Below are 21,951 nucleotides of genomic sequence, written 5' to 3' on the forward strand. Positions count from 1 at the left end.
TTTATTCATGCGTTTCGTTCATTTTGGCGATCATTTCTTGATAAAGTGCAATGGATTCTAGGGCTTCTTTTTCATCAATCTTACTCATCACATAGCCGATGTGTAACAGCACATAATCGCCCACTTTAACAGACTCGCCCATTAAATCCAAGCTCGCCTCTCTTTGAACGCCTAAAGTTTCTAAAAGCGCCACATTATTATTAATGGCTATGACTTTAGAAGGGATCGCTAAACACATTAAAACGAATGCGTGGATTGGTAATTTTCACGCTTTTTTTCTAAAAGGAAATTTTTAAAATCTTCCAAGCTTTTAGGGTCTTTGGAGCTCATTAAAAAAATAGGCGCTTCAGGCTTTAATTTTTGCATGTCTTCTTTGACTTGAGAAACCCTGAAATTAAACACTTCAATCATATCCGCTTTACTGATAATTACCGCATCTGCGCACATGAACATCGTGGGGTATTTTAGCACCTTATCATCGCCCTCTGGGACTGAGAGTAAAACGATATTCATCGCCGCTCCCAGATTATAGCTTGAAGGGCAAACCAAATTCCCCACATTTTCAATGATTAAAAAATCGCTTTTTTCTAACGCTCCCTCATCTTTGAGTAAATCAAACGCCCCTTCAATCATGCTCGCTTCCAAATGGCACGCTTCGCCGGTGGTGATCTGGTGTGCGCTCACGCCTTTTTTACGCAATCTGTCCGCATCTCTATTGGTTTGCAAATCGCCCTCCACCACGCAAAACTTAAAGTCTTTAAAATCCGCTAGGTTTTCTAGCATCGTGGTTTTACCACTGCCTGGAGAACTCATGAAATTTAACACATACAGCCCTTCTTTCAAGTAGCGTTCTTTCATTTCAGCGGCTTTAATGTCGTTCTTGCTCAAAATCTTTTCCACGATTTTGACATCTTTTTTACTCAAATTAGGGTTATTTTGTAAAGATTCTTTTCGTTGTTCGCTCATGCTTGTTCCTTTCTTTTAAAATTTTCGTATCGTAGCGCGCTTAATTAAACGGCTATGATTTAGCGGCTTTTTTTATCTTTTTGGCTAATTTTTTTAGATCAGAAAATCCGCCTAATTTTAACCCCTTTCGTTGCTGTCGTCTTTATTTTTTAAAACTAACCTAATAATCCTCCAGATGATGATTAATAAAATTATGGTTAAAAGCAAATACCAAGTATTCATAAAACAACTTTCATCATTTCATTTTCCTTATTTTTTGCTTAAAGATAGCCTTATAACGCTATTTTCTAAAGCGTCCAAACGATGCAAAACTTGGGCTTCTAGGCTGATTAACGCTCCCTTTGGCATTTCTATTTTTTCATTTTCTACTTCAAAAATGATTTTACCCTCTAAAACCTGCACGCTGATAGCTCCCGGGGCCTTGTGTTTGTCTAGGATCGCTCCTTTGGGCATGCAAATACGGATTTCCTTATTGGAAGAATTTTCACTCAACGCTTCAATGTGGAGCTTTTCAAAATGAACGCCCTCTAAAAAATGAACCATTTTCATCAAACAACCTTTATTTTAATTTTTCTACTATTTCTTTCGCTTGTAAAGCGATTTCTAGCTCTTCATCAGTAGGGATTCGTAAAACCTTAACTTTAGAATCAGGCTGGCTCAAATCCACTAATCCGTTGCCCGGATTGTCGTTGGTGGGCTTGTGCAAAGCGATCCCTAAATCTTCTAATCCTTCACACACGCTCTCTCTTAAAGCCGAGTAGTTTTCCCCTAATCCCCCTGTAAAGATAATCGCATCCACCCTCCCTAAAGCCACCATGTAAGCCCCAATATGCTTTTTAACACGATAAGCACACATTTCAAAAGCGAGCTTGGCTTGCTTATCGCCTTTTTCTTTTCTGGCTTCTATGTTTCTGGCGTCATTATCCCCACAAATGCCTTTCAAACCGCTTTCATGGTTTAAAATTTTCATCACTTCTTCTAAACTTTTATTAGCGCATTGTGCGATGTATTCCACCACGGTAGGATCAATATCCCCACACCTTGTGCCCATGATCAAGCCTTCTAAAGGGGTTAGCCCCATAGAAGTGTCCACGCTTTTACCCTTTTGAATGGCTGCTGCGCTTGAGCCGTTCCCTAAATGCAAACTGATAGCGTTAAATTCCTCATAAGCGGTATTCAAAAACTTCGCCGCTTCTTTAGCCACATAATGGTGTGAAGTCCCATGGAAACCATAACGGCGGATTTGATACTTTTCATACAATTCATAAGGTAAAGCATACATGTAGGCGTAATTGGGCATAGTGGCATGGAATGCGGTGTCAAAAACAGCGATTTGAGGGATATGGGGGTGCGCTTTTTGAACAAACTCAATACCGGCTAAATTCGCCGGGTTGTGTAAGGGGGCTAAAACAGAAAGCTTGCCAATTTCTTGCATGACTTTTTCATCCACTAAGACCGGGGCATGGAATTTATCCCCCCCTTGAACCACACGATGCCCTATAGCGTCAATTTGATTGAAATCTTTGATGATCCCCATTTTCGTCAAATTCTCACGAATCATTAAAAGCCCGCTCGCATGATCTTTAATCACAAGCTTTTCTTTTAATTCTTGATCGTTATGGTGCAAATGCGATTTGATTTTCAACTGCCCTATTTCTTCACCGATTTTTTCGGCCAAACCGCTCGCTAAGGGCTTGTTTTCTTTCATGTCAAACAACTTAAACTTAATAGACGAACTGCCCAGATTCAACACTAAAATTTCCATCATTTCTCCTATCAATAATCTTGCGCTTGAATGGCACTAATCAAAACGGTGTTAATAATATCTTCCACTAAAGCACCCCTACTCAAATCGTTAATGGGCTTGTTCAAGCCTTGTAAGATAGGCCCTATCGCCACGGCTTTAGCGCTCCGTTGCACCGCTTTATAAGCGATGTTCCCGGCGTTTAAATCCGGGAAAATAAAAACGCTGGCTTGCCCGGCCACTTGGCTGTTAGGCATCTTTTTCTTCGCTACGCCTTTATCAATGGAAGCGTCAAATTGTAAAGGGCCATCAATTTCTAATTGGGGATCTAATTTTTGCGCGATTGTTAGGGCTTCTTTGATCTTGTCTATCATTTCGCCTTGAGCGGAATTTCCTGTCGCATAAGAAAGCATCGCCACTTTAGGCGCAATATTGAATTGTTTGGCGGTTTGCGCGGAAGTGGTAGCGATCTCGGCTAATTCTTTAGGGCTAGGGTTAGGGATAATCGCGCAATCCCCAAAGACTAGCACTTGAGTGTCCAAACACATTAAAAACACGCTTGAAACCAGGCTCACGCCAGGCTTGGTTTTGATGATTTGTAAAGCGGGTCTAATGGTCTCAGCGGTGGTGTGATTGACCCCAGAAACCATCGCATGCGCATAGCCTGAATGCACGAGCATGGTCGCAAAATAAGTTTTATCCAACACCAATTGCTTAGCTTCTTGCTCACTCAATCCCTTTGATTTTCGCAATTCATACAAGCTTTTAGCGAATTCTTCTCTATAATGCGAAGTGTTGGGATCGATGATTTCTACATTTTCCAAATTCAAGTTCAAATTTTTCGCTTGGGAGTTAATGGCTTCTTTATCGCCCAATAAAATCAACCCCACCGCACCCATTAAATTCAAACGATGCACGGCTTTTAAAATCCTTTCATCTTCGCTCTCGGGTAAAACGACTTTTTTAATCTGCTTTTTAGCCTTTTTTTCCAAGCTCCTTTGAAAGGCTAAAGGGGTAATAATCTCGCTTTTTGTTTGCAACAAATTTTCAATCGCGCTCGCTTCTAATTCGCATTGTTGCTTACAAAGAGGCGTGCTTAAAAAATGTGGTTTTTCAAGCGTTTCGCCCGCAAATAACCCTATAGCGAAAGGGGCTTCTTTTTTGAGAATATGAGAGTGCATGGCTTTCAAATATTCCAAACTCGTTTGCGCAACAGCCACCACAGGAGCGTTTAAATGCTTGGCTAAAATGGTGTTTAAATCTAAAAGAGCGTTTAAGAAAAACTTCGGCGCATACCCTAAATTAATGACAAAATCATGCGTGGTTTGTAATTCATCATAGCGTTTGAGAATCGTTTCAAATAGTAACTCTTCTTGAGCGGTGCTTACAAGCTCTAAAGCCTTTTGTTTGTCTATGGCACTATGGATCCCTAAAGTGCTTAGGCTCTCACACTCCCCCAAGCCCTCGCACCCCCCATTAATGGGTGAAAACAAGGCGATTTTTTGATAACGAGACTTTAGCGCTTTCAAAAGGCTCTTACAAGCAACCCCTAAAACTTCGGTATCCTCTGGGTAAATCCATAAACTTTGCATGCCAATCTCCCTTAAAATCATCGTTTTTATTTAATTGTAGCAAAATTTAATTAAACCTAAACGAAACCATGATTTTGTAAAATGCTTTTAGCATTTTTTACCACACAATGATAAAAGAGCTTAGCGCTAGTCAAGTGATAGCTTATTAAAAAAGCGGTCTTCTCGGGTTAGGGGGTTTCTTAAGGGGGTTAAGGGGGTATTATCGCAAAATACCCCCTATCCCCTTAAGGAAGTGAGTTTTACCATAAAAACAAAATTTTAAAAACCAATTTTTTAAAGATTAAAAATAAGATTTTAGAATATTCAATGAAAACAGAGTTAAGGAACTCTTTTTGCTTGACTCCCACCATGTAAAATAAAAGAGTTGTTTTAAAGGATAGTCATGCCATCTCTTGTTAATCCCATTCACACCAACGCAAACGCTTTAAACAGCGGGGCGAAAAACGAAGTTAAAGACACCAAAAACGCCCCTAAAAGCGCATCAAAGGATTTCAGTAAGATCTTAAACCAAAAGATCTCTAAAGACAAAACCACCCCTAAAGAAAATCCTAGCGCGTTAAAAGACGCGCCAAAAGACGCTAAAGCACTTGAAAAAACCCCTACCCTAAACCACCAACACGCTCAAAACCTCGCTAAAGACCAACAAGCCCCTACCCTAAAAGATTTACTCAACCACCAAAAAACAACAGCCGAACATGAGACTCAACATGAAACCCATGAGGCTAATGAAACTAACCCCAAAACCCCTAACGAAACTTTAAACAAGAATGAAAAAAAGCCTAACGAAGTTGCTTCTAACGCTCATCAAACAAACTTGCCTAATAAAAACCCTATAACCCCCACTAACCGCACTAATAACGCTATCAAAAACCCCACCACCCCAACCCATAACGCTAAAGAGCCAAAAACCCTTAAAGACATCCAAACGCTCAGCCAAAAGCATGATTTAAACGCTAGCAACATTCAAGCGGCAACGACCCCAGAAAATAAAACCCCCTTAAATGCGAGCGATCATCTTGCTTTGAAAACAACGCAAACGCCCACTAACCACACCCTTGCAAAGAACGACGCTAAAAATACCGCCAACCTTTCTAGCGTTTTGCAATCCTTAGAAAAAAAAGAACCGCACAATAAAGAACACGCAAACCCCCAAAATAATGAAAAAAAAACGCCCCCTTTAAAGGAAGCTTTACAGATGAACGCCATTAAAAGGGATAAAACGCTTTCTAAAAAAAAGTCAGAAAAAACCCAAACTAAAACTCAAACTACAGCCCCAAGTATAGTGCCAGAAAATGCCCCTAAAATCTCTCTTAAAACGCCCCCTTTAATGCCTTTAATAGGAGCTAACCCCCCTAACGATAATATTCCAACGCCCCTAGAAAAAGAAGAAAAAACTAAAGAAGTAAGCGATAATAAAGAAAAAACTAAAGAAGCTAGTAACAGCGCTCAAAACGCGCAAAACACCCAAGCTAGCGATAAGACAAGCGAGAATAAAAGCGTTACCCCTAAAGAGACGATCAAGCATTTCACCCAACAATTAAAGCAAGAGATCCAAGAATACAAACCCCCCATGAGCAGGATCTCTATGGATTTATTCCCTAGGGAATTGGGCAAGGTTGAAGTGGTTATTCAAAAAGTGGGTAAAAACCTTAAAGTGAGCGTGATTTCTCACAACAACAGCCTACAAACCTTTTTGGACAACCAACAGGATCTCAAAAACAGCCTGAACGCTTTAGGCTTTGAAGGGGTGGATTTGAGCTTTTCGCAAGATTCTTCTAAAGAGCAACCCAAAGAGCAACTAAGAGAGCTATTCAAAGAGCAGGAATCAACCCCCTTAAAAGAAAACGCCCTAAAAAGCTACCAAGAGAATACAGACCATGAAAACCAAGAAACGAGCATGCAAATCACTCTTTATGCGTGATTTTAAGCGAGTTTGCTCTATAATAAGACATCTTTAATAAGGAAGAGATCATGGCCATTGATTTAGCAGAAGTTACAGGGGCTAAAGCTGCGCAAGAAAGGAAAAAAGAGCAGCCCACGATCGCTAACGGGTTGGATAAAAACGCTTTCATGAAACTCTTTTTAGAGCAATTGAAAAATCAAGACCCCACCGCTCCTATGGAAACGGATAAAATCATCACCCAAACTGCGCAGCTCACGCAAGTGGAAATGCAAGAAGAAAACAAAAAAACCATGCAAGAAGTCGCCAGTGCGATGAAATCCAATAAAGAAACTAACGAATCTTTAAAAGACTTTCAAGGCGCTTTAAAAGACACCATGGAAAACTTGAATAAGGGCATGGACGATAGCTTGAAAGCGAATAACGCTTTAAGGGAAGTAAGCGCCCTTAATTCTGTGAGCATGATAGGCAAAATCGCTGAAACCGATGTGAGTGGGGCGAATTTTGATGGCAATAACAAGCTTTCTTTTTCGCTCTTTTTTGATGAAAAAATTGACGCCTCTAAAGGAGTGCCAGCGATTCAAATCCTAAACGAAAACAATGAATTAGTCAAAACGATTCCTTTAAAAGATTATAACGGGCAAAAGGGGTATATTAATTTTGAATGGGACGGCTTGAACGAAAAGGGCGAAAAAGTCCCTAAAGGCAATTACAAGATCAAGGCTGAATACAATTTAGACTCTCAAAGCAAGCAGTATTTGCAAACGCGTATTGGTAGGGGCGAAGTGGAAAGCGTGATTTTTGATAAAGGCAAGCCCATGTTAAGAATGGGCGAAATGATTTTACCCATAGACAGCGCGATAGAGTTTTACAAACCGGATCAAAAACCGCTTGATCAAAAACTCTCGGATCAAAAGCCCATTGAACAGAAACCCCTTGAACAGAAAATCTCTGAACAAAAACCGCTTGATCAAAAACTCTCTGATCAGAAGCCTCAAAAACTCTCTGAACAAAAACCACAGAAACCCATTGAACAGAAAATCTCTGAACAAAAACCGCTTGATCAAAAACTCTCGGATCAAAAACCACTTGATCAAAAGCCCCTTGATCAAAAACCCCAAACCCCCCCTAAAGAGACAGCATGAACGACACCTTATTAAACGCTTATAGCGGGATTAAGACCCACCAGTTTGGTATTGACAGCCTTTCCAATAATATTGCCAATGTCAATACTTTAGGCTATCGCTCCAATGATCCGGAGTTTAAGACCCTGTTTTCTTCGCATTTAGACGCTTTGAACGCCAAATCCGTTGTGGCTAATGACCGAAATTACGGCGTTACAGGCTCAGGCAATGTCCTTTCTAATAAAGACGGCGAATACATGCCAAGTGAGGGGGAATTCCACATGGCGTATCAAGGCAAGGGCTGGTTTGTGATAGGGCCCAATAAAAATGGGGAAATGACCATTAATAAAGACGGCTTTAGCAAGAAACAGGATAATTTTCTCACGCGTGCCGGTAATTTCGCCAGAGACGCTGATGGCTATTTAGTAACCCCTGAGGGCTATTATGTCTATGGGATTGATTTGAAAAAAATCAAAGACGGCACGCTCAATTCCACCGCTAGAGATGAAGACATTGAAAAATTGCATGGCAACACCCTTTCGCCCTTACAAATCCCCCAAGATTTGACTTACCAGCCCGTGCTTAGCACGAAAGTGGGTATTAGCGTGAATTTAAACCCTAAAGACCATTTAAAAGGCGCACAAGATTTTTTCTTAAACGACAAGGGCGAGATCATTAAAGAGCGTTTTTTAAACCAGGATATTAACGCTTTAGCGAATGACGATAACGAGCCAATAGACGCGATCACTAATCGCAAATTAAACGTCAGTATCCAAAAAGAAGATGGCAAAAAAGAGGATTTTGTTTTCACTTATGGGGACGCTGAAAAAGGCGAAAACCAATTCAAAACTTTAGGCGATTTGCAAAAACTCCTTAAAGAAAAAACCGGGCTAGACTTAAACCTCATCAAAAGCGAAAAAGACGCCAAAAGCCCCCCCCTTTTATTAGAGATCGCTAATCCTAGCCAAACGCCTATCGCCTTTAGCTTGAGTGGGGGCATTGCGGATAAATTGGGCTTGAAAGCGGACGGAATGGAACTAAAAAAGGGCATCAGCAGGGATTCAGTGGCGATTAAAATCCCTTATTACAGCACAGAAGTGGATATTTATGATAAAGCCGGGGATAAATACTTGCTCCAAAGCGAATATTACATGACCAATTCCAACGATCCCACATCAAGCCCCACGAGTAAAAGGAAAAACCAAACTTGGGAAGTGAAAAGCTACATCGTGGATCCCAAAAACAAAACCCCTATCAATGATCCTACTTGGGAAATTGTCGGCTTTGATTCAGCCACGCACAAGATGAAATCCGCCCCCATGACTTTGGACTTTAAAGGCAATAAGCTCACCTACTCTTTAGATAAAAGCGAAAACCATGATTCTAGCGATTTGTCTTACCAAGACTCTAAACTCTTAGAAGCGAGTCAAGACGGCAAGCCTAGGGGCATTTTTAGAGACATGCGCATTGAAGAAAACGGCGTGATTTCTCTAGCCTTTAGTAACGGGGTGGTAGAGCCGGTCGCTCGCATCGGTATTTTAGCTTTCACTAACGATCAGGGCTTGAGAAAAATCGGCGGTAATCTCTATGAAATGCAAGAAGGCACCATTAATGGCGAAAACAGACCCCTAAGCGGTAACCCCATTTTAGGGTGGGATGAAGAGGGCAAGCTCAAGTTTGGGAAAATCAGGCATAAATATTTAGAAACGAGCAATGTGAATGCCGGGAACGCCCTAACCAATCTCATTTTAATGCAAAGAGGCTATTCTATGAACGCTAGAGCCTTTGGCGCGGGCGATGACATGATCAAAGAAGCTATTAGCTTGAAAAAATAAGGGGCTAAAATAAGGAGTGTGGTAAAATATCCTTTTTAATAAGGATATTTAATGATACCCACACAGCTTAATGAAATTGCAAAATTTTTAAAAACAAACCCTTATCATTTGTCTCAACCCTTACAGGATGGACGCTTAAATTCATCGGTCAATGAAGAAGAAATTTTAAACACCATCAAACATTCTTTCCCTATCCAACTACCAAAAGCCAGAGAGTGGTGGGATTTTAGTTTTGAAGAAAACGATATTTTTTATCCTATTAATATTAAAACCACCACCACAAAAACCGCTGACAATCTTAATTGTAAATTAGGGATTTATTATGCGTTGTGTGGCTTATTACCGACTTTCAATAACGAAATTGCATGGGAAAAATACTTTCAAAAACTGCATAAAGACTTAGGCAAAAACACCGACAGAGACTATTATTTTTTAATTATCAACAAAAACGATCCTAAAGATATTTTTATCAATTCCTTAAAAGGTATTCAAACCCTCCAACCCAATAACTTGCCCTTCCAATGCAAGTGGGATAACAACAGAGAAATCGTTCAAAGAAACTTTATTGAAAGTAAAAACTCCATCTTAAGCGCTTTAGCCAAAAGCGTTAAGTTACGAGCTAATATTTATTAAGAGAATTTTTTGGAGGGTTTTTTGTATCAATTAAATATTAAAACTTTAGGGCAGGTTTTCACCCCTAAAAAGATAGTGGATTTCATGCTCACTCTCAAACACAATCAAGGGAGTGTTTTAGAGCCAAGCGCGGGCGATGGGAGTTTTTTAAAGCGCTTAAAAAAGGCTGTAGGGATTGAAATCGATCCTAAAATCTGCCCTAAAAATGCCCTTTGCATGGACTTTTTTGACTACCCTTTAGAAAATCAATTTGACACCATTATTGGCAACCCGCCTTATGTCAAGCACAAGGATATTGCGCCAAGCGCTAAAGAAAAACTCCATTATAGCCTTTTTGATGAAAGGAGTAACCTATACTTGTTTTTCATAGAAAAAGCGATCAGGCATTTAAAACCTAAAGGCGAATTGATTTTCATCACCCCAAGGGATTTTTTAAAATCCACTTCCAGCGTGAAATTAAACGAATGGATTTACAAAGAAGGCACGATAACGCATTTTTTTGAATTAGGCGATCAAAAAATTTTCCCAAACGCCATGCCTAATTGCGTGATTTTTCGTTTTTATAAAGGCAATTTCAGTAGAATCACCAACGATGGTTTGCAATTTTTGTGCAAAAAAGGCATTTTGTATTTCCTCAACCAATCTTACACGCAAAAATTGAGCGAGGTTTTTAAGGTTAAAGTGGGGGCAGTGAGCGGGTGCGATAAGATTTTTAAAAATGAAAAATACGGGAATTTAGAATTTGTCACCTCAATCACCAAAAGAACCCATGTTTTAGAAAAAATGGTTTTTGTCAATAAGCCTAATGATTATTTACTCCAGCATAAAGACAGCTTGATGCAAAGAAAGATTAAAAAATTCAATGAAAGTAATTGGTTTGAATGGGGGAGAATGCATCACATATCCCCTAAAAAACGCATTTATGTCAACACCAAAACGCACCAAAAAAACCCCTTTTTTATCCACCAATGCCCTAATTATGACGGCTCTATTTTAGCGTTATTCCCTTATGACCAAAACCTGGACTTACAAAACCTCTGCGACAAACTCAACGCTATCAACTGGCAAGAATTAGGCTTTGTGTGCGACGGGCGTTTTTTGTTTTCGCAACGCTCTTTAGAAAACGCTCTTTTGCCTAAAGACTTTTTAAATGAGGATGAAACTTGTTAGAAACTTTGCAATTAAACCCTGAGCAACTAAAAGCGGCCAAGGCTTTGAAAGGGTATAATTTAGTGATTGCGAGCGCTGGCACAGGAAAGACTTCTACGATTGTGGGGCGCATTTTATACCTGCTTGATAACGGCATCAAGCCTGAAGAAATCTTGCTTTTGACTTTCACTAATAAAGCGAGTAATGAAATGATTGCTAGGGTGGCTAAATATTTTAAATCAAGCTCCAAAATTGAAGCGGGCACTTTCCATGCGGTGGCGTATCGCTATTTAAAAGAGCATTACCCTAATTTAAGCCTAAAGCAACCTAAAGAATTGAGGAAACTTTTAGAAAGCATTGTGGATACTAAAAACGCGCTAACAGATGACGATAAAAAGCCCTACACTCCACAGCATCTCTACGCTCTCTATTCTCTTTATACCAACGCTCTAAAACAAGAAGATTTTAGCGCATGGCTTTCTCATAAAAACCCTGAACACACGCCATACGCCGCCTTTTATGAAAACATTTTAGAAGAGTTTGAAAACACCAAAAAAAAGCATAATTATATGGACTATAACGACTTATTACTGCTGTTTAAAAAAGCGATGCTAGAAAGACCTAGCCCTTATAAAGAAGTGCTTTGCGATGAATTTCAAGACACCAACCCCTTACAAGAATCCATTTTAGACGCTATCAACCCTCCCAGTTTGTTTTGCGTGGGCGATTACGATCAGAGCATTTACGCTTTTAATGGGGCGGATATTTCTATCATTTCTAATTTCACTCAAAAATACAAAAACGCCCGGGTTTTCACGCTCACCAAAAATTACCGCTCTTCTAAAGAGATTTTAGATCTCGCTAATCAAGTGATACAGCGCAACGAGCGCATTTACCCTAAAAATTTAGAAGTGGTGAAATCAGGGCATTTCAATAAACCTGTGCTTTTAAATTACAACGACAATATTACGCAATGCCAAGACATCGCTAAACGCATTGTCATGCGAAAGAATTTTAAAGAAGTGGCAGTGATTTTTAGGAATAACGCGAGCGCGGATCAATTAGAAGCCGCTTTAAGATCCCACAATGTGCCAAGCAAAAGAAAAGGGAGCGCGAGCTTTTTTGAATCCAAAGAAGTGGCGTTAGCGTTAGATATTTGCGCGCTCATCTTTAATTCTAAAGACATTATGGCAGCCATTCATGTTTTAAGCTGTATCAGCGATATTGGCTCTAACACCGCTAAAGACATTCATGAGGCCTTAATGCTTTTAGGCAATGGCGATCTCAAATTGGCTTTAACTCAGCCTGATAAAGAAGCCAAAATTTACACGAAGAAAAAAGAAATCACCTCTATGGGGCTTTTTGAAGAAATTTTTGCCCTAGAAAACAGCTCAAGGTTTAATGGCGTGATAGATAAAGCGTTTCATTCGCACCCGGTGTTGATGCACCCTAAAATCTCACTCAATGGGGCTAAAATGCTTAGCGATTTTTTCACTCTTTATACCAAAGCCCCTACCCATTCCCCTAGCGCTTTAATCAAACACATTCTAGAAAGCGCGTTTTTTCAAACCTTTAAAACACGCCTTTTAAAAGAGCGCTCCAAAAATAAGGACGGCTCTTATAACGAATTTAAAAAACTCCAAGCACAAAAACGCTTCAATGAAAAAATGGACTTGCTGAGTTCTTTGGCGAAAAATTACCAAAATTTAGGGCGTTTTTTAAACGGCACTTTAATAGGCTCTAGTGAAGCCACGCAAGGTGAGGGCGTGAATTTATTGAGCGTGCATGCTTCTAAAGGCTTAGAATTTAAAGATGTTTATATTATAGATTTAATGGAGGGCCGTTTCCCTAACCACAAGCTCATGAATACCGGAGGGGGCATTGAAGAAGAGCGGCGGCTTTTTTATGTCGCTATCACAAGGGCTAAGGAAAATTTATGGCTTTCTTACGCGAAAAACGAATTGAGGGAAAACGCCAAACCTAAAGAGCATAAGCCTTCGGTGTTTTTGTATGAAGCGGGGCTTTTGAAACCTGATTTAAAATAAAATTGATTTTTGTATTGTTTGTTTAAGCAGAAAATGATATGATTACAGCGATAGTTAAGCCCCTAAGAGCTAGGAACTCTTAAGAGCTTGTTTTTAATAAAGTGGCTGTGTTAAGATTACCACTAAAACTATCGCTATAAAAATGACTTTCATGGTAGTGCCTCCTAACGGAGTGCCACCCACTGCAATCTCCCAACCCATTAGCTCAAAACTAATTGCTCCAAATCCGCTTAACACTAGAACGCTACCATGTCATATCATTTGAGTATTATAGTGGGATTTTGTGGGATACAAGAAAACGCTAGCAACCATAGATTTTAGCTCTAGCTTGCGCTAGAGCCAAAATTTTAGTATAATGGCGTTGTTACTAATAATAATCTCATAGTTGGTTATCTCCTTTCGGGGTAACCACCCGCTATTACCCCAAACCCTAACATGCTCCAAATTTTCACAACAAAAGAGATAACTTAAAATGATTATTTGCGTTGGCGTGATTATAGTTTAAAAAACTAAAGAATGCCAAAAAGCGTTTTGTAAAACCCCAAAATTTAAGGCTAATCCCCCCATGAAATTCCGTTGAAATCCCGTTTTTTTTTTTTTGTAAAAAACGCTCCAATGCTTGTAACTTTATTTCCTTTATAAGGGGGTTTTAAGGGGATTTTTAAGGTTAGTTTAACTTTTCTTATGTGAAAATATCACAATTACATCTAACAATTTGTATTACTAAATATTATTTACAAGCTTTGATGTAACTAAATCCCAAATTTAAACTCAATCAAGGAGCATCCCATTGATAAGGAAAATCATGATAAAGAAAAATAGAACGCTGTTTCTTAGTCTAGCCCTTTGCGCTAGCATAAGTTATGCCGAAGATGATGGAGGGTTTTTCACCGTCGGTTATCAGCTCGGACAAGTCATGCAAGATGTCCAAAACCCAGGCGGCGCTAAAAGCGACGAACTCGCTAGAGAGCTTAACGCTGATGTAACGAACAACATTTTAAACAACAACACCGGAGGCAATGTCGCAGGGGCGTTGAGTAACGCTTTCTCCCAATACCTTTATTCGCTTTTAGGGGCGTATCCCACGAAACTCAATAGTAACGATGTATCCGCGAACGCTCTTTTAAGTGGTGCGGTAGGCAGTGGGACTTGCGCGGCTGCAGGGACGGCTGGTGGCTCAATTCTTAACACTCAAAGCGCTTGCACCGCTGCGGGCTATTACTGGCTCCCTAGCTTGACTGACAGGATTTTAAGCACGATCGGCAGCCAGACTAACTACGGCACGAACACCAATTTCCCCAACATGCAACAACAGCTCACCTACTTGAACGCGGGGAATGTGTTTTTTAACGCGATGAATAAGGCTTTAGAGAAGAATGGGACTGCTACTACTAGTGGAACTAGTGGTGCGACTGGTTCAGATGGTCAAACTTACTCTCAACAAGCCATCCAATACCTTCAAAACCAACAAAATATCCTCAATAACGCAGCGAACTTGCTCAAGCAAGATGAATTGCTCTTAGAAGCTTTCAACTCTGCCGTAGCCGCCAACATTGGGAATAAGGAATTCAATTCAGCCGTTTTTACAGGCTTGGTGCAAGGCATTATTGATCAATCTCAATTGGTTTATAACGAGCTCACTAAAAACACCATTAGCGGGAGTGCGGTTGATAATGCCGGGATAAATTCCAACCAAGCTAACGCTGTGCAAGGGCGCGCTAGTCAGCTCCCTAACGCTCTTTATAATGCGCAAGTAACTTTGGATAAAATCAATGCGCTCAACAATCAGGTAAAAAGCATGCCTTACTTGCCCCAATTCAGAGCCGGGAACAGCCGTGCGACGAATATTTTGAACGGGTTTTACACCAAAATAGGCTATAAGCAATTCTTCGGGAAGAAAAGGAATATCGGTTTGCGCTATTATGGTTTCTTTTCTTATAACGGAGCGAGCGTGGGCTTTAGATCCACTCAAAATAATGTAGGGTTATACACTTATGGGGTGGGGACTGATGTGTTGTATAATATCTTTAGCCGCTCCTATCAAAACCGCTCTGTGGATATGGGCTTTTTTAGCGGTATCCAATTAGCCGGTGAGACCTTCCAATCCACGCTCAGAGATGACCCCAATGTGAAATTGCACGGCAAAATCAATAACACGCACTTCCAGTTCCTCTTTGACTTCGGCATGAGGATGAACTTCGGTAAGTTGGACGGGAAATCCAACCGCCACAACCAGCACACGGTGGAATTTGGCGTAGTGGTGCCTACGATTTATAACACTTATTACAAATCAGCAGGGACTACCGTGAAGTATTTCCGCCCTTATAGCGTTTATTGGTCTTATGGGTATTCATTCTAAGAAAGGGGGGAAGAGACAAACATGAAACAAAATTTAAAGCCATTCAAAATGATTAAGGAAAATTTAATGACACAATCTCAAAAAGTAAGATTCTTAGCCCCTTTAAGCCTAGCGTTAAGCTTGAGCTTCAATCCAGTGGGCGCTGAAGAAGATGGGGGCTTTATGACCTTTGGGTATGAATTAGGTCAGGTGGTCCAACAAGTGAAAAACCCGGGTAAAATCAAAGCCGAAGAATTAGCCGGCTTGTTAAACTCTAATACGACAAACAACACCAATATCAATATTGCAGGCACAGGAGGCAATGTCGCCGGGACTTTGGGCAACCTCTTTATGAACCAATTAGGCAATTTGATTGATTTGTATCCCACTTTGAACACTGACCGTATCCATCAATGTGGTGCTACTAATAATGGTAGTGGTAATGGTGGTACGACCACTGCTGCCGCTACTACTAGTTCTACTAGCCCTTGTTTCCAAGGCAATCTGGCTCTTTATAACGAAATGGTTAGCTCTATCAAAACTTTGAGTCAAAACATCAACAAGAATATCTTCCAAGGCAATAACAACACCACGAGCCAAAATCTCTCCAATCAGCTCAGTGAGCTTAACACCGCTAGCGTTTATTTGACTTACATGAACTCATTCTTAAACGCCAATAACCAAGCGGGTGGGATTTTTCAAAACAACACCAATCAAGCTTATGGGAATAGTGGTGTTACCGCTCAACAAATCGCTTATATCCTAAAGCAAGCTTCAATCACTATGGGGCCAAGCGGTGATAGCGGGGCTGCCGCAGCGTTTTTGGACGCCGCTTTAGCGCAACATGTTTTCAACTCGGCTAACGCCGGGAATGATTTGAGCGCTAAGGAATTCACTAGCTTGGTGCAAAACATCGTCAGTAATTCTCAAAACGCTTTAACGCTAGCCAACAACGCTAACATCAGCAATTCAACCGGCTATCAAGTGAGCTATGGCGGGAATATTGATCAAGCGCGCTCTACCCAACTATTAAACAACACCACAAACACTTTGGCTAAAGTTACCGCTTTGAATAACGAGCTTAAAGCTAACCCATGGCTTGGGAATTTCGCTGCCGGTAACAGCTCTCAAGTGAATGCGTTTAACGGGTTTATCACTAAAATCGGTTATAAGCAATTCTTCGGGGAAAACAAGAATGTGGGCTTACGCTACTACGGCTTCTTCAGCTATAATGGTGCGGGCGTGGGTAATGGCCCCACTTACAATCAAGTCAATCTGCTCACTTATGGGGTGGGGACTGATGTGCTTTACAATGTGTTTAGCCGCTCTTTTGGTAGCCGAAGTCTTAATGCGGGCTTCTTTGGGGGGATCCAACTCGCAGGGGACACTTACATCAGCACGCTAAGAAACAGCCCTCAGCTTGCGAGCAGACCTACAGCGACAAAATTCCAATTCTTGTTTGATGTGGGGTTACGCATGAACTTTGGTATCTTGAAAAAAGACTTGAAAAGCCATAACCAGCATTCTATAGAAATCGGTGTGCAAATCCCTACGATTTACAACACTTACTATAAAGCTGGTGGCGCTGAAGTGAAATACTTCCGCCCTTATAGCGTGTATTGGGTCTATGGCTACGCCTTCTAAAAAAGCTCAAGGCCTTTTATAGGCTTTGATTTAACCATTTAACCCCCACTTTAAAACAACCCAAAATCCTTATCCAATAATGGGGATTAACCCCCTAGGAACGCTTGATTAAAAGCTAGCATTCACAAAAAGCTTAACGCTCAAGGCTTATTGAGATTTTAAAACGCTTTATTAAAAACTTTTAAAAAGCTTTAGCGCTTCAAAGCTCTTTTATTTTGTGAAGGGATCAAACGCTAAAGGCGTTCCCCTAACCCAAGAAAACTGCTTTTAAAACCCCCAAGCAGAAATCCTAAACATCTTTAGCGTTTGGAATGAATACCGCTAATTTGTTATAACACCCCCATACATTTGCATCTAGCACAAGGAAGCGTGCAAAGTTACGCCTTTATAAGAGAGATCAAACTTTGTAAAATCCATTAGGGACACAAAACAAGAACCAAACTCTCCCCCCAACATCTCAGGAAGCCCAATCGCTTTAGCGGTTGGGCGCTTCACAAAGCTAGCTTTGCACAAGGTCTTTTATACTCATATTTTAAAAAATGCCTTGAAGTGTTTTTTAACTTGCTGTGATTGAAAATCAAAACTTCAGCGTGAGGTTGGTCATCATATAACTTCTGTCTTGGTAATTAGCACTAAAATCGCCATCAGGATTATTGAATTTGGGCGCTCCAAAATACCCTACTTGATAGCCTTTATTGATCCTAGCCCCATAATAAGTGATCCTAAAGTTAAGAAGGATTGATTCAGTGAACGCATAGCTCGCATTGAATTGTAAGGAGTATTCATTAGCCCTCCCCAACTGCCCTAGTGCATTTTTATTCGCATGAGAGACGCGCCCAAAAACATGCCATGCAAAACGCTTATGGATCCCTCCAACAGAAGTGTAAAAAGTGAAAGTGTTAGCGTTAGTGATCGCATCAGCCAGCCCATCATAAGCCGTATTATCCCAAAAATCATAGCCAATCATTCCGGCATGCCTAGTCGTTACGGAGATTTCATTACCGATATAGGAAGTGTTATTACCCCTTGGCATCGTGTGAGAGCCTAAAAAAGCGTCTGAATTGCCAAAGGTGTTATAAAAGCCAATGGACCAGTTGAAATTATCCCACCAAAAAACCTGGCGGATATTTAAAGTAACGCCATTCCTCCCTAACAACGAGCCATGAGGCGTGCTGTCTTCTAAACTATAAGTTTTTGTCTCTGGGTTATACCACCCCCTATAATATAAAGGAAAGGTTGTCATGATCATGCTTTGAGAGCGAAAGCCTACATTTTCAAAATTCCTATTCGTGTCATAGACCAGCTTAAAGCCAGGAGCGTTATAAGTCTTAGGCGCAAAATAATAAAAAAATTGAGCGTCTAAACCTCTATAAGAATAAGTCGTGGTGATCCCATGCCAACCGTAATTGATGAAATCGTTGCTGTTACTAGGATTGCCTCCCTTTTTCAAATAAGGCACTGTCGCAAAAAACTCATAAATCCAAGAGTTGAACGCTAAACCTCTCCCAAAAGAACTCCACCACCAAAACCTTAACCTTTGCGTCTCAGTCTTATAGGGCTGATAATACACTTCCCACCCCTGATTCGATCCGCTCATAAAATCAATATTCGCTTCATAACGCCCCGCCTTAAACCCAAAAACATCTTTGTAATCGTATCGTAAAAAAGCGGTATCCACCACATAAGGTCTTGCATGATAGCTCGCTGATTGAGAAGTCCCCGCATAAGCAGGGCCAAGATACTTATTGAAAAAGTATCCATGATAGCCCCCAATGAAATTCTCTACAATTGAGCCAAAAATCTTCCCATTAGCTTGGTTAATATAATATTTGGTCTTATCATAAGGAATGGCTGCAATCGCCCCACCCAAAGAGAAAGAGAGCCTATGGTTTTCGGTGCCTTTAGGGAGTAAATTGACTTTGACTTGCGCTAAAGTTACAATATCTATAAAACTTTCAGTAGGATAAATCCCTTTTTTAGTATTGATTTGAGAATTGTTAAAACCAATCTTAGAAAAATTCTCCACACGACCACTAAACCGATAATCAAAAGCTTCTACAGGACACAATAAAAACGATAAAAGCGATAAAGAAGAAGTCAAAAAATACTTTTCTTGCCTCACTAAACTCTCCCTAATTTTAATTGTATGATCTTTTTTGTTGAGATTATAATTATAATCAAAAAAAAAAAAAAAAATAGCATGAAGTTAAAATATTAATTAAAACCCACAACCTTATTTTACAAAATTTTACAAAAAATAACCCTTTATTGTAAATTGGTTTAAAATTAAAGGATTAAAATCATATATTTGTTACTTCTAAAGAATGTTTTATTGTTGATTAGATCCGCTACCCATATTAAAACTTATAAGAAATTTCAAATCTAGCGTTAAAGCCAGGCTCTGCCATGCCCCTTGCGTATTTGTCTTGATTGGGTTCATCAGGGCTCATCACCGGGCTTGCTTGATCAATATATTGTTGGTTAAAAACATTGTTAAACACCGCGTTCAGGCTCAACCCTTTGAGTTTTTTATAAGTAGGCTTGTAAGTGATAAAAAAACTGCTCACCCCATAGCCGGGCTTATGCACATGAAAAATCCCGGGCGTTTTAGGGCAATTGCTAGGCCGTCTGTCAATATCCGTAGGGCCGTTGCGATAAGGGCTATAAGAGCAATAACTCAAATCCGTAACAAAGCGTGAAAGCCAAGTGATGCTAAGGCCGGTGCGTGGGATTGTATAGCTTGCCGTTAAAATAAACACATTGCCGGTCGTAGCCGCCAATTCATACACATCAGCGATCAAGTGCCCCTTTAAAGAAGGCCATGATCGCGCCACGCTCAAGCCTAAAGAAAAGCCCTTGTATTTAGCCGTCCCTGAAACTTCATAACCCGGCACATAAATAATATCTTGCGCGGGCAAGTTGGTTACAAAAAGCGTTGAAGAAAATTGGTTGATGTAATTAGAAATCAATTGGACAAAACCGGCGGCTCTGAAATCAAAATACTGACTGCTGTATTCGGTGTTAAATTCCACATTTTGCCCAATTTCTGGCTTTAAATTGCGGTTGTAGCGCAAATTATCTTGACGCATCCACACCAAACCTCCAGGCATAGGGCCTCTGGTTACATATGCGTAAGAAAGCCTGAAATTCAAATTTTCTAAAGGCGAGACATTTAAAGCCGCACTAGGGCTAAACCCTTGGGTTATGTGCAATTGCCAGTCTTTATCCACTAAAGTATAGACATCATAACGAGTCCCTGCCCCTAAAGTTACCATAGGGTGCAAGGTGTAATTCGCTTGCACATACACCCCAACCACATTCGCCGTAGCGCCATTCCTTTGGCAGCGCCCGTTTATGTTGGGATCATTAGGGCCCATAACCCTTAAGCATGCGTCAGGGGCATCGCCGGGTTTGACTAATTCGCTATTAGGGATCGCTTTATCAAAAGTGGTTAAGTTTTGGTAATTCAACCCGTATTCAAAAAGATTGTCATTCTTATGGTCTATGGTGTGGATCACATTCGCATTAAACCCGGAATTGATGATGAATAAATTTTTATTAGCAACGACAGAACCTCCTCCAAGGCTTTTAAAAGTGATGGAGCAAGTTTGTTTAAGAGCGTCATAAATACCCCCTTGCGCCACGCATTCATTTTCTTCGCCAAGTTTTGGGGTGAAAGGAATGATAGTTGCTATATCGTTAGGCCTAAAAAGCGGATCAATTTGGACATTCCTAACGCTTGTATAACCATTGATTTTTAATTTAGGATCACCAAAACGACTCCCCCCTTCTCTTTCATAGTTCAAACTCATGTTATGCACTAAATTGACGCTATAAGTTTTAAACAAACTGGCGTCATTTTCAAACAAGCAATCATCAGGGTTTTGTTCGTTAGGGAAAGCGTTAAAATCACCGCAAGAATAGGGCAAAAAAGTGCCTGTAAAATTCGCTCTTAAAGGGCGGTTAGCGTTATCTCTGGTCATGTTATAACTGAGCGTTAAAGTATCCCTTTCGCTCAAATAACCATTGATCTTAGCCATCACATTGTTTTGCTCGCTAGGACTTCCTGTAACTTTATTCTCCGCTTTAGGATCAAAAAGATTTTTCATCGCATTATCCCCATCACGATAATAGAAAATATTTTGGTGCGTGTAATACAAAAGCATATCAAAATGATGGTTACGATAAGCGCCCATAATGGTTTCCCTGTCCCCAAAGTTGGTCAAAAAAGTGGCAGCCCCACTTATGGCGTAGTCTTTACCTTTAGGGATAAAATCGCTCGCGCTTTTAGTCTCCATTTTGATCGCGCCAATTAAAGCCATAGGCCCCGCACTCGCTTGAGCCACCCCTTTAGTAACCACCACGCTTTTGAGCATTCCAGGGTCAATAATCGTATTGCCTTGATGCCCATAGCTTGCGCCCATTTGCGCCGCGCCATCCACCGTAACCCGAGCCAATCTGTCCTCAATACCGCGCACATAAATTTTTTGCGCTATCACCGCGCCACCGCCCACATTGATATTGGGGTTTCTTCTAAACATGTCGCTGATTTGGTTGGCTTGCCTTCTTTCTAATTCTTTACTTGAAATAGTTGTCTGGTTGTTGTAATTAAAGATTTTAGCCGCTTGAGTGGTAACCTTACCTAGAGTGTGTTGGGCGTTCTTTTTTTGATCCTTTTTTCTTTCTGTCTTTTTTTCTTCTTTTTCTTCTTCTTTAGCCTCTAATTCAAACATTCCTAATAAGGACAAAAAAATAGAAAAACTACAATACTTTCTAAAACGCTTGTCATTCATTCTTAAAATCCTACTTATTATAATTATTGTTTTTGAAAAAACAAAATTGTTATTATAACTAAAAAAGTATTATTTTTAGAGAAAGATTTTTCTCGGTTACTTTATTTTATAATATAAAAACTCATTTCCTTAAGGGGATAGGGGGGCATTTTGCGATAATGTCCCCCTTAACCCCCTTAAGAAACCCC

14 protein-coding genes and 1 pseudogene are annotated in these 21,951 nt (G+C 40.3%); 8 read left to right on the plus strand and 7 right to left on the minus strand.

Features of this window, described 5'->3' with window-relative positions; translation table 11 throughout:
- Position 1: 1 nt before the first annotated feature.
- From FIM44_RS04600 to pta, 5 genes are all read right to left on the minus strand, one after another.
- Entirely contained in the window at positions 2–238 is a 237-nt protein-coding gene (locus tag FIM44_RS04600) for a HypC/HybG/HupF family hydrogenase formation chaperone (RefSeq protein ID WP_000335476.1), read from the minus strand.
- Positions 238–966, minus strand: coding sequence for a hydrogenase nickel incorporation protein HypB (gene hypB / locus FIM44_RS04605; RefSeq protein WP_000003589.1), 729 nt, complete (start codon positions 964–966; stop codon positions 238–240). The genes FIM44_RS04600 and hypB overlap by 1 nt, the downstream gene beginning before the upstream one ends.
- Positions 967–1,215: 249 nt before the next feature.
- Positions 1,216–1,515: a cupin domain-containing protein gene (locus FIM44_RS04615; RefSeq protein ID WP_000784746.1), complete on the minus strand. Its 300-nt coding sequence runs from the start codon at positions 1,513–1,515 to the stop codon at positions 1,216–1,218.
- A 10-nt stretch (positions 1,516–1,525) separates the two neighbouring features.
- Complete coding sequence (locus FIM44_RS04620; RefSeq protein WP_140579240.1) at positions 1,526–2,731, minus strand: acetate kinase; 1,206 nt, start codon at positions 2,729–2,731, stop codon at positions 1,526–1,528.
- Positions 2,732–2,742: 11 nt separating this feature from the next.
- Positions 2,743–4,302, minus strand: a complete 1,560-nt coding sequence (gene pta / locus FIM44_RS04625; RefSeq protein WP_140579241.1) for a phosphate acetyltransferase — start codon at positions 4,300–4,302, stop codon at positions 2,743–2,745.
- Between the two features lie 382 nt (positions 4,303–4,684).
- On the opposite strand from pta, the gene FIM44_RS04630 reads away from it, so the two are divergent.
- From FIM44_RS04630 to alpB, 8 genes and pseudogenes are all read left to right on the plus strand, one after another.
- Positions 4,685–6,223, plus strand: a complete 1,539-nt coding sequence (locus tag FIM44_RS04630; RefSeq protein WP_140579242.1) for a flagellar hook-length control protein FliK — start codon at positions 4,685–4,687, stop codon at positions 6,221–6,223.
- Between the two features lie 50 nt (positions 6,224–6,273).
- Positions 6,274–7,347, plus strand: coding sequence for a flagellar hook assembly protein FlgD (gene flgD, locus FIM44_RS04635; RefSeq protein ID WP_140579243.1), 1,074 nt, complete (start codon positions 6,274–6,276; stop codon positions 7,345–7,347).
- Positions 7,344–9,161 carry a flagellar hook protein FlgE gene (locus FIM44_RS04640; protein ID WP_140579244.1) on the plus strand — a complete coding sequence of 606 codons (1,818 nt, stop codon included), beginning with the start codon at positions 7,344–7,346 and terminating at the stop codon, positions 9,159–9,161. The genes flgD and FIM44_RS04640 overlap by 4 nt, the downstream gene beginning before the upstream one ends.
- A 51-nt stretch (positions 9,162–9,212) precedes the next feature.
- A pseudogene (locus FIM44_RS04645) lies at positions 9,213–9,835 on the plus strand (restriction endonuclease).
- Positions 9,804–10,964, plus strand: a complete 1,161-nt coding sequence (locus FIM44_RS04650; protein ID WP_194148695.1) for an Eco57I restriction-modification methylase domain-containing protein — start codon at positions 9,804–9,806, stop codon at positions 10,962–10,964. The pseudogene FIM44_RS04645 and the gene FIM44_RS04650 overlap by 32 nt, the downstream one beginning before the upstream one ends.
- Positions 10,958–12,988 carry an ATP-dependent helicase gene (locus tag FIM44_RS04655; RefSeq protein WP_140579247.1) on the plus strand — a complete coding sequence of 677 codons (2,031 nt, stop codon included), beginning with the start codon at positions 10,958–10,960 and terminating at the stop codon, positions 12,986–12,988. The genes FIM44_RS04650 and FIM44_RS04655 overlap by 7 nt, the downstream gene beginning before the upstream one ends.
- Positions 12,989–13,793: 805 nt before the next feature.
- Complete coding sequence (alpA, locus tag FIM44_RS04660; RefSeq protein ID WP_140579248.1) at positions 13,794–15,347, plus strand: Hop family adhesin AlpA; 1,554 nt, start codon at positions 13,794–13,796, stop codon at positions 15,345–15,347.
- A gap of 21 nt (positions 15,348–15,368) precedes the next feature.
- Positions 15,369–16,970 (plus strand): Hop family adhesin AlpB, encoded by a 1,602-nt coding sequence (gene alpB / locus FIM44_RS04665; protein ID WP_140579249.1) that lies wholly within the window; start codon positions 15,369–15,371, stop codon positions 16,968–16,970.
- A gap of 577 nt (positions 16,971–17,547) precedes the next feature.
- Here alpB and hofG read toward each other — a convergent pair.
- Positions 17,548–19,092 (minus strand): outer membrane beta-barrel protein HofG, encoded by a 1,545-nt coding sequence (gene hofG, locus FIM44_RS04670; RefSeq protein WP_140579250.1) that lies wholly within the window; start codon positions 19,090–19,092, stop codon positions 17,548–17,550.
- 235 nt (positions 19,093–19,327) lie between these two features.
- On the minus strand, positions 19,328–21,763 hold the full coding sequence (locus tag FIM44_RS04675) for a TonB-dependent receptor domain-containing protein (RefSeq protein ID WP_140579251.1): 2,436 nt from the start codon (positions 21,761–21,763) through the stop codon (positions 19,328–19,330).
- Positions 21,764–21,951 lie beyond the last annotated feature (188 nt).

Origin of the sequence: Helicobacter pylori, assembly GCF_006440215.1 — a bacterium.
Lineage (GTDB): Bacteria > Campylobacterota > Campylobacteria > Campylobacterales > Helicobacteraceae > Helicobacter > Helicobacter pylori_CS.